Genomic DNA, 15,751 nt, shown 5'->3' with positions numbered 1-15,751 from the left:
ACTCCTTTGCACCGGTTCGGACGATGCTGGTGGCCGTATTCACGGCTTGCCCGGCGCGTCTGTCCCCTCGGGCGCATCGGGCGGGCCGTTGCGCGCGTCATTGGGCCTGTCGTGGGGCCTGTCGTGGGGCATGTCGTGGGGCCTGTCGTGGGGCTCCGTGGGCTCCGTAAACACGCCCACGAACCTGGACAGCACCCGGCGCAATGCCTGCACGTCCACCGGCTTTTCGATGTAGTCGTCCATGCCCGCCGCCAGCAGGCGTTCGCGATCCCCCTCCATGGCATAGGCGGTCAGGGCAATGACCGGAACCTTCGGCCCGCCCGGCAGGTCCGTGGCGTTGCGGATGGCCGCCGTGGCCTGCAAGCCATCCATGACCGGCATCTGCACGTCCATGAGCACCGCGTCGAAGCGCCCTTCCCGCAACGCCTTCAGCGCCGCCGCGCCATCGCCCACGGCTTCGGCCTCGTAGCCCAGCTTCTCCAGCATCCAGAGCACCGTCAGTCGGTTCACGTGGTCGTCTTCCGCCAGCAGCAGGCGACCCTGATGCACGGACACATCGGACAGCCCGTTGCGCGGCTGCTCCATCTCGGGCACCCGGTCCGTCTCGGCCACGGGCAGGCGCAACGCAACGGTGGTGCCGCGCCCCTCCACACTCGCCATGGAAACCTCGCCCTCCATCAGGTCCACCATGCGCCGCACGATGGACAGCCCCAGACCGGCCCCGCCGTGCCTGCGCGTCACGGCGTCCTCCACCTGGGTGAACGGCTCGAAGATGGTGTCCAGCATGCCGCCGGGGATGCCGATGCCGGTGTCCTCCACGTCGATGCACAGCGTGCCCCGCCCGCCTCGCTCGCCTGGCCCCGCCGATTTCGACGATCCTGACGGGCCTGACGGGCCTGACGGGCCTGCGGCTGGCGGTTTGAACCGGGCCAGCAACCGCACGTTTCCCTGGTCGGTGAATTTCACCGCATTACCCACGATGTTCAGCAGCATCTGGCGGATGCGCAGCGGATCGCCCAGCAGGGCCTGCGGCACGCCGTCCACCGCCGCCTCCAGCACGATGTCCTTGCGGTCTGCCTCGGGCCGCAGCACGGCCAGCACTTCTTGCGCCAGCCCGGCGAAATCGAACGGCTCCTCGTGGATGGTAAGCCGCCCCGACTCCACCCTGGCCAGATCCAGCAGGTCGCCCAGAAGGCGCGTCAGGTTGCTGCCCGCCGCGTGGGCCACCTGCACGTAGCCGCGCTGCTCCGGGTCCAGAGGGGTGGCGTCCAGCAGTTGCAGCATGCCCAGCACGCCATTCATGGGGGTACGCAGTTCGTGGCTCATGTTGGCCAGAAAGGCGCTCTTGGCCCTGGTGGCGGTTTCCGCCGTCTCGCGCGCGTTGATCAGTTCACGCTCGGCGTTCTTCCGTTCGGTGATGTCCATGCCGTAGATGTTGGCGTAGCCACCATCGGCGATGGGGTTCACGGTCATGGCGTAGATGCGGTCGCAGCATTCGGCCTCGAAGCTCTGCACGGTCCAGGTGCGCAGGGCCTCGGCCACCACCTGGGCGAACGGCGCGGGGAAGGGGCTGCCCAGCCGCGCACCGAAACAGTCGAGGAAGACGCCGCTGGACCTATTGGCGTGCAGCAGCACCATATCCTGGCCAACCCGCATGACCGGGTTGGGGTTTTCGCCGGGAAAGCGCGCGAGGTCGCGTATCTCGCGTTCCGCCCGCAGTTGCTCACTGATGTCGCGCGCGAAGACCAAAGCGCCATCGCGCAGCCCCTGCCGAAAGGGCACGGCCGACGTTTCCGCTTCCACGACAGTGCCATCCCGGCGCAGGATGCGTACATGCCCCTGGCCCACCGCGCGGAGTTTCTCGTTCAACGCGCGGATGCGCTGGGTCACCACCTCGCGGTCGTCAGGGTGGATGAAATCCAGCACGCCCCTCCCCATGATCTCCTTGGGGTCATCGACCCCGAACAGCGCTCGCGCCGCCGGGTTGGCGTAGGCGAACCTGCCTTCCTTCTGCAGAAAGATGGCTTCCGGGGCGTGCTCCACCACCTGCCGGAAGCGTTCCTCGCTTTCGGCAAGACGCCGTTCAAAGGTCTTGCGCTGCTGGATGTCCTCCACCACGGATATGAAGTAGTCGGGCGTGCCGTCCGGCTTGCGCACCAGGGCCACGGTCAGGTTCACCCAAACCGGTTCGCCGCCCTTGCGCAGGTACCGCTTTTCCAGGCTGTAGCTGTCGATGGTTCCGGCCAGTACCCGGCGCATCTGGATAAGGTCGCTGTCGAGGTGTTCGGGGTGGGTGATGTCCTGAAAGCGCAGTCCCGCCAGTTCCTCTGGCGAGTAGCCCACGATGGCGCACAGCTTGCCGTTGACGCGCAGCCAGCTTCCGTCCGGGGCCACCAGGGCAAGGCCCATGGCCGCCTGCTCGAAGGTGGCGCGAAAGCGCGTTTCGCTTTCGTCAAGTTCTGCCTTGTGCCGTGCCCTGTCGCGCAGTTCCGCGTGCACGCTGGCCAGCAGCCCCGCCGCCGTGAAGGGCTTCTGGATGTACCCCTGCACCGCGCCGTGCAGCAGGTGCACGCGCAGGTCGTCGTCGGCCTTGGCGGTCAGCATCAGCACCGGCACGTCGGCCATGCCGGGGTAGCGGCGCAGCTGTTCCACCATGCGCTGACCGTCCACGCGGGGCATCATCACGTCGCACACGATGAGGTCTGGCCGCAGGTCCAGCGCCTTGCGCAGCCCCTCTTCGCCGTCGAAGGCAACGGCCACCTTGTGATGCGGCCGCAGGATGTCCACGATGTAGGCGATCATGTCGCGGTTGTCTTCCACCACCAGCACCAGCCCGCCGTCCCTGTCCTGTGCCGTGGCCTGTTGCGGCAAGGGACCGGAGGCCAGCCAGCCATGGCCGTCCGCATGGCTGCCCGGTCCGGCAAGGGGTTCCGCCGCGGCCACCTCCACGCCGGGGGGGGCGGCCAGGGGCAGCTGCACCAGGAACAGCGCCCCGCCCTCGGCCCCTTGCTCCGCGCTGGCGAAGCCGCCGTGCAATTCTGCGAATTCCTTGACGATGGCCAGGCCAAGACCGCTGCCGCCGTGCAGCCCCCGTGCACCTTCGCCGCTCTGGCGATAGCGTTCGAACACCGCACCGCGCAGGTGCGCGGGCACGCCGGGCCCGTCGTCGCTCACCGAAAGCAGCGCCTCGCCACCCTGACGTTCCAACGTCACGGAAACACTGCCTCCGTCCGGCGTGAACTTGAAGGCGTTGGACAGCAGGTTGAGCAGGATGCGGCGGTACTTGTCCGCATCCACCTGCGCGTCGAGACGCAGGGGCGCCTGCACCCCGTAGCGCATGCCGCGCTGTGCGGCCAACGTGTCGAAATAGGCGCAGATGATGCGGGTCAGCGCGGACAGGTCCGCCTCTGCATACCGCAACTGCATGGCCCCGGCGTCCACCCGCGAAAGGTCCAGCATGTCGTCCACATGCTGGTGCAGCAGCTGCGCGTTGCGCAACATGGTGCCCAGCGCGTGGCGGCGCGCATCGCCCTCCTCCGTTTCGGCCAGCAGTTGTTCCAGCGGGCCCAGCAGCAGGGTGAGCGGGGTGCGCAACTCGTGGCTGATGTTGGCGAAAAAGCGGGTCTTCAGGGCGTCCTGCTCATCGGCACGCGCACACCGGGCGGCAAGTTCCGCATTGGCCGCGCGCAGCCGCGCGCCGGTCTCGTCCGCCTCGGCACGCTCGGCCTGCTGCCGCTCCAGCGCCTGGGTGGCCCGGCGGACGGCGTCGTGCAGCCGCTGGTTCCCCAGGCTGAACAGCAGCCCCATGCCCAGGAACATGGCCACGGAGACCACGCCCACCGGTTCCGCCACCATGAAGGACAGGATGGGAGGAATGAAGAAGAACAGCACCAGCAGTGCCGATAACAAGGTGGCGACAATGCCGCCTGCCAGCCCGCCAGCCCACGAGGCGAAGAATACGGCGGGATAGAACAGAAACCACACATAGGGCCGGATGTAGTCCCACAACACCCATTGCAGCACCAACGCAGCCAGGGGCAGCATAAGGGCGAACAGCATGCCGCGCACCGACGTGAGGGGTGCAAAGAGAACGGAGGGGGCGGAAGGAAAGGCGCCGGACATGGTGTCATCGAGCCTAGCGGGCACAGCGGGCGCGGAACCCGGCGGTTCGTCGGGTGCCACGGGCGCAGGTGACGGCGACGGCCCGGATTGCGGAGATTGGGGGCTTGGGTCGACGGACATCGGGCCTCCTTGGGGGCGGCGATGGCAGAAGCTACCTCCAGGAACATCGCCCCACCATTATTACTCTGCCGCTGGCGGATGTGTAGTGCACCGAAGGAAACGACAATGCCGGGCCTGCGCAAGTTCCACGCGGGTGATGCTGCATGCCGGAAACGCCACCCGCGCGACCGAAAACGGAACCGCGCGGGAGAAGACGCAAGATCGACCGCTGGCCGCGCCACGGCGCCGGACAGCGGCAATGCGCCGGGAAAGAACGGCGAAAACGAGGGCGGACAGCGCCGCCTGGCAGGCTACTGCACGACCGAAGCGGTGGCTGACGCCTTGGCGGGCTGTGCGGGTGTGGCCTGTGCCTTGGGTTGTGCAGTCGCGGCCTTGCCAGCCTGGCCGGGCTTCGCGGGCTGGCCGGGCTTCGCGGGCTGGCCCGCCACCTTTTCCGCCAGGGCCAGGATGGTATTGGCGTAGGCCGCGCTGTTGTTGTAGCGCTTCAGCACGTTGTACCGCGCGTCGCGCCGCATGCCCGGTTGCCAGCCGTGCCTGTTGAGGTAACTGGACAGGCTGAACACCGCATCGCCCACCGCGAACAGGTCCACACGGCCATCACCGTCGCCGTCCACGCCGTAGGCCGGGATATTGGTAGGCATGAACTGGCAGATGCCCACGGCCCCGTAGATGGAGCCGGGCATGGTCAGCGGGTCTTGCCCCAGCGCGTCGGCATGGCGGATGAGGGCCTTCAGTTCCTGGTAGGCCCAGTCCGACTTCTGGCGCATGCGCTGCGAAATCCAGTCCAGGTTGTCGCCCGCACCGGGCAGCGCGGCGATGTAGCCGGACACCATGTCCGGGGTGTCTGCGGCGGCCATGGCGGCCAGGTTGCGGAAGGCGTTGCCCTTGCCCAGGGCCGTGCCCAGGCGCGTTTCGACGAACAGCAGCGATACGGCCACCTCGCGCGGCACGCCGTAACGCGATTCCGCCAGCGAGAACCAGCGGGCGTTTTCCGCCAGGAAGGCGCGGCACCTGGCCGCGTTCTCGTCGGTGACCACGCCGGGGTACATGGGCGGGCGCACGGGTTTGGGCTTCTGGCCGGGCGGCACGGGTTGCGGCTCCGGTCGCAGGAACTTGGTGGTGTACAGTTCCTTGACCTTGCGGCCCATGGGGTCTGGCGAGACCGCATCGCCCAGTTGGACGAACAGCGCGTCAATGCGCCCGCCGGACACGCCGTCGGCAGCCAGGCGGCCCAGCAGGGGATTCCAGCAGGGGGCGGGCCTGCCGGAGGCGGGGGGGGCTTCTGGGGTGGGCTGCGCGGATTCCACCCGCACCTCGCCGGGGGCCGGAGGCGTGACCACGCTTTCCGGCGCGGCCGCCTGCCGGGTACCGCTACACCCCGCAAGCAGCAGGGCGCACAGCGCGGCGGACGCCAGCGCGCGCCACAAGGCGGCACGGCCAGCCCACCCGCCCGTGCCGCCCGGCGTATCTGATGCTTGCAGGGCTTGGTGGGCCTGGGGCGATTGGGGGGTCTGGGATGCCTGGGGTGCGTGACGCACGCCCTGCGCTAGCGGCATGTGATTGCCTGCATCGGTCCCGGTCTGGTACGCTTGCATGGGACGCATGGTACGAACAGACCCGGTCCATGGCAAGGGGCTGCCGCGCCCCCGTCCGCACTGCCTTTCCACCCGCCCCGCAAATCCCACGGAGGCCGGATGCACGGAACCACCCTGCGCGACCGCGCCCGGCGCGTGCGCCGCTACGTGACCAGCGACGTCTGGCTTGAACGCGCCGAAACCGGCCCGCCCGCCCGGCGCGGCCTGATCTGGCTGTTGCGGCGCGCCTTTCTGGCGGCGCTGGGCTTCGTGGACGACCAGTGCCTGCTGCGCGCATCCGCCCTGACCATGACCTTCGTGCTGTCCATGGTGCCCTTTCTGGCCGTGGTGTTCTCCATCACCAAGGGCCTTGGGGTGCACAACGCAGAGGTCACCCAGATGCTGCTGTTGCGCCTTGCGGCGGGCAACCCGGACACGGTGGCGCGCATCCTGGAATACGTGGAGCGCACCAGCGCGGGCCGCATGGGCGCGGTGAGCGCGGCCTTTCTGCTGGTGACGGCGGGCATGCTCATGGCCAACATCGAGCGCTCGTTCAACGCCATCTGGAAAGTGCGGCAGGGACGCAGCCCGTGGCGCAAGTTCACCGATTTCTTTTCGGTGATGCTGGTCTGCCCCCTGCTGATGGGTACCGCCGTTACCCTGGGCGCCAGCCTGCGCAGCGGCAGGGTGCTGGGCAGGTTGCTGGAGGTGGCCCCGGTGGGTGCCGCCTATCTGCTGCTGCTCAAGCTGGTGCCGCTGTTCATGGTCTTCGTGGTGCTGCTGTTCCTGTACTCGTACATTCCCAACACCAGGGTGCGCCCGCGCGCGGCCATGGCCGGGGCATTGCTGGCGGCCATGGCCTGGCAGGGCGCGGAATACGCCTACATGGCCTGGCAGGCCCGCTTCGCCAGCTACGGGCTGATCTACGGCAGCTTCGCGCAGGTGCCGCTGTTCCTGATGTGGCTGTATGTTTCGTGGGCGGTGGTGCTGTTCGGGGTGGAGGTATGCCACGCGGTGCAGAACGCGCCCACCTTCGAAAAGCACCTGCGCGCCGGAAGGGTAAGCCGCCTTGAACGCGACCGGCTGGCCGTGCTGGCCATGCTGCTGCTTACCCGCGCCTTCGTGCGCGGCACGGGCGCGGTGCCCGGCCACCGCATGGCCGCCCTGCTGGACGCCCCGGACCATGTGCTGGACGACGTGCTGGACCGCCTGGCCCGCGAGGGCATGGTGGTGCGGGTGTGCGACGATGCCCCGGCCTGGGTGCTGGGCATGCCGCCCGACGAACTGCGCATCGCCGACGTGCTGCTGGCCCTGGCCGGTCGCACCCGGGGCGAGGGCGAGGAACGGGTGGCCACGGCCTTCGAATTCATCAACGACACCCTGGCCCGGCTGGCCGGGGACATGGCCGCCAGTCCGGCCAACACCACTCTGCGCGCCTACCACGACACCACCCTGCCCGACTGGTTCGATGCGGCCCCGCCAGGCGCGCCGGAAACGCCGGAGAACGCGCCCGCTGCGGCATGGGGCGGTGCCGGAAACGGCGCGGATGAAGATGCGGCAGCAGACGAAACGCATGGCCCTACCCTGCCCGAGCTGCTGCACGCAGCCGTGGACGGCGGCACATCCGCCGCCGATGACGTGTCCGAGGCCAATGGGACCAATGGGGCCAATGGGGCCGATGGCGGCGGTACCGGAGGTACCGGCAATGCTCGCAAGGGCGATCCCCCCGGCAGCGGCAGGGTCTGAAACGGGCACGACAGCAACGATGACGGCGCGACGGGATGTTCCCGCCGCGCCGTCGGATCATTCTGTCCGTCACGCGGCGCTCCGGCCATTTCCGCCACCGTGCCTTTCCGCCCGGCGTCGCAGTCGCCGGGCGGACCGGATTTCGGCAGCCGGATCGTCTTCGCTTTCCGCAGGCCGGGGCTGGCATCGCAGTCGCCATGGCCCGATGGAGCGGGAGAAGGACGTGGAACCGGAGCGCGCCGTACCGTTACACCATGCCTGCCCCCTTGCGGATGGCCCCGCCGTCGTGCACGCCACGGACCGTTCCGTCGGCATCGTGGAGGGCGCGCCACCGGGCAAGGGCCTGCACGGTAAGCACGGGCATGTCCTGCCGCGCGCCAAAGGCCCGCACGTCCGGCAGTCGGGCCATGGTGCCGTCGGGGTTGGTCAGTTCGCACAGCACCCCGCACGGCGAAAGGCCCGCAAGGCGCATCAGGTCCACGGTGGCCTCGGTGTGGCCGCGCCGTTCCAGCACGCCGCCGGGGCGGGCCCGCAACGGAAAGACATGGCCGGGGCGGTGCAGGTGTTCCGGCCGTGCGCCGGGCGCTGCCGCCGCCTTCACCGTGGCCACCCTGTCGGCGGCGGAAACACCGGTGGTGACGCCCTCCGCCGCCTCGATGGTCACGGTGAAGGCCGTACCGGCGCGGCTGGTGTTGCACGCCACCATGGGCGGCAGGTCCAGCGCGTCGGCATGGGCATCGGTAAGGCACAGGCAGACGATGCCGCTTCCCTCGCGGATCAGCAGGGCCATTTGTGCTTCGGTCAGGGTTTGCGCGGCAAAGATCATGTCACCTTCGTTTTCGCGGTCCTCGTCATCCACGACAAGAATGCCGCGTCCCGCGCGCAGGGCATCCAGGGCCTGCTCGACTGTTGCCAGGGGGGCCAGGCACGGCTGCGGAGCAGTCCCGGCCTGTGGCACGGGCGTGACATGATGCAGGGGGGGGCCGGTGGTTCCGGCCTGAACGGGAGTGGGGGACGGCTGATTCATGGCGCATCTCCTTGGCTGGAGGTCCAGAATCAGGGCGTGTGGAAACGCGGCGCGGCGGAACAGCCCACAGACAACATGCCGGGCGGACTCCGGGGCACGCGTCGCAGTCGCGCCCGCCGGAAGGCCACGCACCGGCACGCCGCAGCGGCGGCCATGCCGTCACGCGCAACACCACGCCATAACCGCACGCGGGAGGCCCACGGGGTTGGCTGGCGTTGCGCCGCGTCCTCTTTCATCCGGACTGTTACCGTCGGCCCCGGCATCTCACCGGGTCTGCTGACCCCGCTCCACGACGGAGCGGGCGCTCGCGGGCTCTCCGGCGCGGCGTGCCGCGCGGAATACCGCCGGTGGGGACTTTCACCCCGCCCTGAGGATTCGGGCCGGATGCTACATCCGCCGCGCACATGATGCAAGAGGCGGGGAGGAACACCAGACGGAATGGACGCCGCCCGAGTGCGCAAAAGTCGAAAGCCTTCTGCGGGACGGGGGGGGTGTCCGTACAGAAGGCTTCCGAAAGGGGGGATCTGAAGTAACACTCCGGGACCTTGGCAGATGGGGGGGGGATATCCGCCGAGGTCCGGTACATCAGAGCCAGTGTCGACTACGGGGGTCGGGGGGGACCGCCGGTATGGCTTGTGTCCCGCAGTCGCCTCTCTACTTAGCAAGCCGCGTGCCACAATGTGAGCAACCACTAGCCGGAATTATTCTTCAATAAAAACACCCCTATGGAGTGCTTCAAAAAAATAATCCCAATATGGCGACCATGATGGCGCGCCCTACCGTGCGGAATCGCACGTGCGATTCCGCACGGTAGGGCGATCCCGCACATTTGCATGCTGCACCCATCATACAGGTAGGGAATACCCGCACCCCAACACAACCGGCCCGGCTACTTGGCCAGCCGTCGGTGCAGGGCAAACCGCGAAATGCCCAAATGCGCCGCCGCCCGGCTCTTGTTCCCGCCGAACCGTTCCACCGCCTTGCGCACCAGGCCGTCCACCAGCGCTTCCACGTCAAAGGGGGCCTCGGGGAGCGTCAGGTTGTCCGGGTCCAGCCGCCATACCCCGGGGGTGGCGTTGGCACCGGGCGCGGGAGAAGGCACCTCGGTCGGGCCGTGGTCGTCCAGAAAGCCCAGGTGCCGGGCGGTGAGGGCGGGACCATCGTGCAGCAGCACGGCACGCTCCACGGAATTTTCCAGTTCGCGCACGTTGCCCGTCCACGGGTGACGGCCCAGCAGGCGCAGGGCGTCGGGCGAAAGCGCGGTGAAACGCTTCTTCTTGCGCACGGCCTCGCGTTGCAGGAACAGCCCGGCCAGCACGGGGATGTCCTCTGGCCGTTCGCGCAGGGGCGGAATGCGCAGGTGCCCCACCCGCAGCCGGTGATACAGGTCGCGCCGGAACTGCCCGGCCTCTACCATGGCCGAAAGATCGCGGTTGCCCGCGCAGACCACCCTGGCCTTGAATTCACGGCGCTTCACCCCGCCCAGGCGGTAGAAGCAGCGCTCTTCCAGCACCCGCAGCAGCTTGGGCTGCAGGGAAAGGGGCATTTCCGCCACTTCGTCCAGAAACAGGGTGCCCCCGCCCGCCAGTTCCAGCTTGCCGGGGGCGCCCCCCGCGCGGCTGCCGGTATAGGCCCCCGCCTCGTGCCCGAACAGTTCCGCCTCGAACAGTTCGTGCGGGATGGCCGCGCAGTTCAGGGCGATGAACGGGGTATCGTTGCCCGATTCCCCGTAATGGATGAGCCGGGCCACCACTTCCTTGCCGGTGCCCGTTTCGCCCTCGATGAGCACGGGCACGGACGGCTCGGCATGGAACACCCGCGTCTCGTCCAGCAACGCCGACATGGCGGGCGAAGCCGCCACCACCTCGCCGATCCCGGCCACCTGGCGCAGCCGGGTGCGGGCCGATTCCAGTTCACGGCGCAGGGCGTCGGCCCGCTGCTCCACGGCCTCGTCGAGGTGCTCGCGCAGTTCGCGGTTTTCCATGATCAGCGCCTGGTGCTCGGCGCAACGCTCCACCACCGCCGCCAGTTCGCGGGCGTTGATGGGTTTGTTCAGGTAGTCGTAGGCTCCGCGCCGCAATGCCTCGACGGCGGTTTCCATGTCGCCGTGCCCGGTGATCAGCACCACGTCGGCCTCGGCAGTGGAGGGGTCTTCCTTCAGATGCGAAAGCAGCGTCAGGCCGTCCATGCCGGGCATGCGGATATCGGTGATGATCAGGGGAAACCAGGTGGTGCGGGCCTCTGCCAGCGCGGCCACGGGGTCCTCGAAGGGGGTCGGTTCGTACCCCAGGTCGTGCAGGACGAGGCTGAGGCTCTGGAGGCTGGGCAGGTTGTCGTCAACGATGAGTATGCGCATGTGGATGTCCTTTAGGCATCGTGATGGGCGTCTGGGTGGCATCCCTTGTGCGGCATGCCGCCCCCGGCGCGTTCGCCGTGGCGCGGGGGCCATCCCCCCCTGTCAGTCGGTCTGTCGCTGTCCTTCCGGTGTTGCGTCCGCCCTTTCGTCCGGCATTTCACCCTACATTTCAACCGGCATATCACCCGGCATATCGTCCGGCATATCGTCCGGGTTCCCTTCGCTGACCGGGGGCACGAGTCGCCCCTGTGGGCACCCCTACTTCTCGGCAGGGGGTTCCGATGGCGTGGCCTGGCGCAGGGCCAGGGTGAACGCGGCACCGGTCATGGGCGGCTCGCCGCCGGACACGGAAATCTCCCCGCCCCAAGATTCCACGAAGCTGTGCACGATGGCGAGGCCAAGGCCCAGCCCCTTGTGCGGGTCCTTGGTGGTGAAGAAGGGGTCGAATACCCGGTCCTCCAGCCCCTGCAATCCCGGCCCGTTGTCCGCCACGGTCAGCAGCACGCGCCCCGCCGGGGCCTCGCCGTCCGGCGGGTGTGCCCCCTGCCCGTCACCGGAATCCGGCCGGTCTGTTCGGTCCGGCCTGTCTGTTCGATCGGACGGATCGGCGCCGCCACGCCGCACGGGCCGGTACGCGGCCTCGATGCGGATGCGCCGGTCCTGCCCGTCCGCCGGTTCCCTTGCGTCCAGCGCGTGCATGGCGTTGACCACCAGGTTGATGACCACCTGCTCCAGTTGCACGGGGTTGGCGCGCACGGTGGGCAGATCCGGGGGCAGCACGCGTTCCACGGTTACCTGGTGGGCGCGCAGTTGCGCTCCCACCAGCCCCAGCGCCCGGTCCACCGCCGCCTCGACCTGGGTGGGCGAAAGGGCCGCATCGCCGTGGGCCACCAGTGCCCGCATATGGTCGATGATGTCGCGGATGCGCGTCGCCTCGCCAAGGATCAGCGAAAGGCGGGCCAGCAGGGTTTCGCGGTCCGGCGCCCGGTCCTTTTCGGCCAGCATCTCCAGGCTGCCCGCATACAATTGCAGGGCCGACAGGGGCTGGTTGATCTCGTGCGCGATGCCCGTGGCCAGGGTGCCCATGGCTTCCAGCTTGCGGGCGCGCTGCAACCGTTCTTCCACGCGCAGGCGGTCGGTTTCGTCCTCCAGCATGACGATGACCGAATCCACCCCCCCGTCGCCCGCCAGGATGGGGCACGAGGTCAGGCGGTACGACCGGCGCCCGCCGGTGTGGGCCGTGGTCTCCAGCCGCCATTCATGGGTCCGTCCGTCGCGGAAGGTGGCCAGGCAGGCACAGCCGGGACAGCGACTGTTGTCCTCGCCGCAGTGCTCGGTCAGCATGCGGCACAGCAGCCCGCCGGGCGCCGCCGTTTCGCCGAACCATTCACGCAGGCGCGGATTGGACGCGGTGATGCCCAGCGCCCTGTCCAGCACGGCGATACCCAGGGTAAGGTTGTCGGTAATGGACCGGTACCGCTCCTCGCTGATGGACAGGGCCTCCTGCGCGCGCACCCCGGAGGTGATGTCGATGCCCAGCTTGAGCACCAGGGGCGAACCGTCCACGTCCTCGAAGGGGTAGGAATAGATGCGGAAGGCGGACCGGCGCTCCGGGCAGGCCCACTCGCACACGCACAAGGTGCGCGAATCGAAGACATCGAAGGGCGGGCACAGTGCGCAGGGGCGGTTCTGGCCCCGGATCACCTCGTAGCAGGGACGGCCCACGCCGGGGCCGAACAACTGGCGGAAACCCCGGTTCTCATAGCGGATGGAATAGTCCGGCCCCAGCAGCACCACGTAGGCGGGCAGCCGATCCAGCAGGTTGAGCAGCCGGGTTCGTTCGCTCCAGGCCGGGGCAGGCCCCTCGCTGGACAGGTTGGGCAGGGGGGTTGCGGTCAGGGTGGCGCACAGCACCGTGCCTTCGCCCCCTGGCTCGGAACCTCCCGCTGCACCGGAACCCGCCGATGCACCGAACGCAACGCCGCGCAGGGGGCGCGGGGTGACCAGCAGTTCCACCGGGGTGCCGGTTTCGCCGCGCAAGGATAGGGAATACGGCGTGGGCGCACCAGCCGCCTGGCGGTGCATCTCGCGTTCGAGCACGGAAAGGTTGCCGGGAGAGGAAAGCTCGCCCACCAGGCGCGGCAGGAATTCCCTTGCGGACCAGCCGGTCTGGGGCAGGATGACCGAGGCCGCATAGCTGAAGCCCCCCATGCTCGTGGCCTCATGCGGCGTCTGGTGGCCAGACATGCCGGATGCACCAGATGCGCCGGACGGGCCGGATGAGCCGGACGAGGCTGTCGGATCGGGTGACTTCTTCGGGATGGTGGGGGGGCCGCCGGGGACATCGGCGATCTGGGCCAGCAGCGCGCCCACCGGCAAGGGCAGGCGACGCGGCAGGCGCATCACCCGGCCCGCTACCGTCAGCCCACCGGGAAAGCCATCCCCGGCGGGTGCCGATGCGAAACGGGGCGCGTCCGGCGCAGGGGAGGCGTCATCCCCCTCGGATGGGACGGGCTGTGCCGCGTGGTCGTCCGATGCGTGCATGATGATGCCGCATAGTGTTCCTTTTCGCACACAGCGTCAAAACCTAATTCCGAAGGGCAAAACCGTGCGCATTCGCACATGCCGACTGCCTGCAACAGGCCCGGCGCAGCGAAAAACCCGTTGGGGCGGCAGTCCGACAGGGGTGCTGCCAGGAGCGGGAGGGGGGGGAATACGGAACGGGTGGGAGGCATGAGGACCTCCGGACCCGGAGGACACGGGGCGAGGGCGCGGCGAAACAGGCGCTGGCTCAACCGTGTCGCACCAGCCCGGCCAGACGCGCCACCCGCTCGATCTCCTCGTGAAAGGCCACGGGCTGGATGGGCTTGGCCACGTAGCCGTCCATGCCTGCGGCCAGCATGCGGTCGCGGTCGCCCGCCAGGGCATGCGCCGTCATGGCCACCACGGGCAGGGCCGGACTGACGCCGGGATGCATGGAATTGCGGATGCGGCGCAGCGTCTCGAAACCGTTCATGCGCGGCATCTCCATGTTCAGCAGCACCAGGTCGAAGCGTTCCGCCGCAAGCCGGGTCAGGGCTTCCACGCCATCCTGAGCCGTGGCGCAGGTATGTCCGCGCCGTTGCAGCAGGCGCGCGGCGATGGTGCGGGCCACCTCGCTGTCGTCGGCCACCAGCACGTGCAGCGAACGGCCCGCCGGTTCGTCGGATTGGGGTACGGTCTGATGGGTGTGCTGCGGCGCGGGCCGCGCGGCAGGGTGGGCAGGCGGTGCCCCCAGGGGCGGCAAAGGCGGTGCCGCCGGAGCCGGGTCGAGCAGCCGGGCCAACGCACCGGGCATGGCGGACGCCCCCCTGCCCGCCAGAAGGCGCGGATCGGTCCCGCCCGATGCAGGGCCACCGGACCCGCCGGGCGTCACCGGAGCACTGGAACCACCGGGCGCACCGGGAGCGGAGGCATTGGCGTCACTGAAGGTTCGGGGCGCAGTTGGCTCGCGCTCCTGCAATGCCGTCTCCACTTCGGCCTGGGGGGCGGGAGCGGGCCGCAGTCGGCAGGTGAAATGGAACGAACTGCCGACCCCCGGCAGGCTGCGGGCCCAGATGCTGCCGCCCATCATGCTCACCAACTGGCGACAGATGGACAGGCCAAGGCCCGAACCGCCATAGGTGGCCCCGGTGTCGTCGGAGGCTTGGGTGTATAGCTCGAAAATGGATTCCAGCCGGTCCTCGGCGATGCCGATGCCGGTGTCGCGCACCGTGAACAGCAGCGTGGCGCCGCCTGGCTCGCCGGGGGGAAACAACGATTCGAACAGGCTCGGCGGCGAGGGCACCGGCGCGACCTCCACCGAGACCACGCCCGCATGGGTGAACTTCACCGCGTTGCCCACAAGGTTGGCCAGTACCTGGGTCAGCCGCACCTGGTCGCCCGCCAGCACGGGGGGAATCTCCGGCGCCACCCGCCACGACAGGGCAAGGCCGCGCCGCGCCGCTTCCGACTGCACGGAACGCATTACCTTGCGCACCACGGAGGCGGGCTCGAAGGGGCGTTCCACAAGGCGTATCTGCCGCGCCTCCAGCCGTGAAAAATCCAAGACATCATTGAGCAGGGCCAGCAGCGTCTCTGCAGATTCCAGCACGGTGACCAGGTGGTCACGCTGTTCCTCGTCCTCGGCAGACTCCAGCGCAAGGTCGGTCATGCCCAGGATGCCGTTGAGCGAATTGCGTATCTCGTGGCTCATGCCTGCCAGAAAGGCACTTTTGGCGATGCTGGCGTTCTCGGCGGTGCGCCGGGCCTCGTCCAGGTCGCGCACGGCGCGGTGTTTCAGCAGGGCCACCTCGATGGTGGAATGCAGTTCGCGCTCTTCGAAGGGCTTCACCAGAAAGCCGAACGGCCCGCACGCCTTGGCCCGCTCCAGGGTGGCCGCATCGGAAAAGGCCGTCAGAAACACCACCGGCACCCCGTATTGCGCGGCGATGCGCCCCGCCGCCTCTATGCCGTCCATGGGGCCGCGCAGGCGGATATCCATCAGCACGAGGTCGGGGCGCAGTTCGCCCGCCATGCGCACGGCCTCTTCCCCGTCGGCGGCCATGGCAGGCACGGCATACCCCAGCCGCTCCAGAGTGCGCCGGATGTCCAGTGCCACGATCTGCTCGTCATCGACGATGACGATCGATGGGCGGGACGATTCCGGAAAAGGCGGCTGTTGGGTCATGGGCACTTTCCGCAGCGATGGTGGGTTTGCGACGGGGCCTTGGCACGGGCACTGCGATAACGCGCGCGCCTTGCCTACTTATGACAGCCTATGCCCCG

Annotated in this window: 7 protein-coding genes and 1 riboswitch; of the genes, 1 reads left to right on the top strand and 6 read right to left on the bottom strand. The window is 68.8% G+C overall.

Going from position 1 to position 15,751, the window contains the following annotated elements:
* Positions 1–39: 39 nt before the first annotated feature.
* Together ABWO17_RS07495 and ABWO17_RS07490 are read right to left on the bottom strand one after the other, a co-directional pair.
* Positions 40–4,059: a PAS domain S-box protein gene (locus ABWO17_RS07495; protein ID WP_353117166.1), complete on the bottom strand. Its 4,020-nt coding sequence runs from the start codon at positions 4,057–4,059 to the stop codon at positions 40–42.
* Positions 4,060–4,532: 473 nt separating this feature from the next.
* Entirely contained in the window at positions 4,533–5,798 is a 1,266-nt protein-coding gene (locus ABWO17_RS07490) for a lytic murein transglycosylase (protein ID WP_353117164.1), read from the bottom strand.
* A 138-nt stretch (positions 5,799–5,936) separates the two neighbouring features.
* Between ABWO17_RS07490 and ABWO17_RS07485 the strand changes: the two genes are divergently transcribed.
* Complete coding sequence (locus ABWO17_RS07485) at positions 5,937–7,562, top strand: YhjD/YihY/BrkB family envelope integrity protein (protein ID WP_353117162.1); 1,626 nt, start codon at positions 5,937–5,939, stop codon at positions 7,560–7,562.
* A 247-nt stretch (positions 7,563–7,809) separates the two neighbouring features.
* Here the strand turns inward: ABWO17_RS07485 and ribB are convergent, their stop codons facing one another.
* The 4 genes from ribB to ABWO17_RS07465 form a co-directional block, all read right to left on the bottom strand.
* Positions 7,810–8,589: a 3,4-dihydroxy-2-butanone-4-phosphate synthase gene (ribB, locus tag ABWO17_RS07480; RefSeq protein WP_353117160.1), complete on the bottom strand. Its 780-nt coding sequence runs from the start codon at positions 8,587–8,589 to the stop codon at positions 7,810–7,812.
* Between the two features lie 220 nt (positions 8,590–8,809).
* Positions 8,810–8,968: riboswitch (FMN riboswitch) on the bottom strand.
* Between the two features lie 510 nt (positions 8,969–9,478).
* The gene (locus ABWO17_RS07475) at positions 9,479–10,945 is read right to left on the bottom strand and encodes a sigma-54-dependent transcriptional regulator (RefSeq protein ID WP_353117158.1); all 1,467 of its coding nucleotides are present in this window, start codon (positions 10,943–10,945) and stop codon (positions 9,479–9,481) included.
* Positions 10,946–11,203: 258 nt separating this feature from the next.
* Positions 11,204–13,489, bottom strand: a complete 2,286-nt coding sequence (locus ABWO17_RS07470) for a PAS domain-containing sensor histidine kinase (protein ID WP_353117156.1) — start codon at positions 13,487–13,489, stop codon at positions 11,204–11,206.
* Between the two features lie 247 nt (positions 13,490–13,736).
* Positions 13,737–15,653, bottom strand: coding sequence for a response regulator (locus ABWO17_RS07465; RefSeq protein ID WP_353117154.1), 1,917 nt, complete (start codon positions 15,651–15,653; stop codon positions 13,737–13,739).
* Positions 15,654–15,751 lie beyond the last annotated feature (98 nt).

It is taken from the genome of Nitratidesulfovibrio sp. (assembly GCF_040373385.1).
Classification (GTDB): Bacteria; Desulfobacterota; Desulfovibrionia; order Desulfovibrionales; family Desulfovibrionaceae; genus Cupidesulfovibrio.
The sequence above is the reverse complement of the archived record's forward strand: the minus strand, read 5'-3'. Positions and strand labels throughout refer to the sequence as shown.

Excerpts from the sequence above, each read along its gene's own strand:
- ABWO17_RS07495 (WP_353117166.1), bottom strand. The coding sequence starts at position 4,059 with ATGCTGTTCGCCCTTATGCTGCCCCTGGCTGCGTTGGTGCTGCAATGG.
- ABWO17_RS07490 (WP_353117164.1), bottom strand. The coding sequence starts at position 5,798 with ATGCCGCTAGCGCAGGGCGTGCGTCACGCACCCCAGGCATCCCAGACC.
- ABWO17_RS07485 (WP_353117162.1), top strand. The coding sequence starts at position 5,937 with ATGCACGGAACCACCCTGCGCGACCGCGCCCGGCGCGTGCGCCGCTAC.
- ribB (WP_353117160.1), bottom strand. The coding sequence starts at position 8,589 with ATGAATCAGCCGTCCCCCACTCCCGTTCAGGCCGGAACCACCGGCCCC.
- ABWO17_RS07475 (WP_353117158.1), bottom strand. The coding sequence starts at position 10,945 with ATGCGCATACTCATCGTTGACGACAACCTGCCCAGCCTCCAGAGCCTC.
- ABWO17_RS07470 (WP_353117156.1), bottom strand. The coding sequence starts at position 13,489 with ATGCACGCATCGGACGACCACGCGGCACAGCCCGTCCCATCCGAGGGG.
- ABWO17_RS07465 (WP_353117154.1), bottom strand. The coding sequence starts at position 15,653 with ATGACCCAACAGCCGCCTTTTCCGGAATCGTCCCGCCCATCGATCGTC.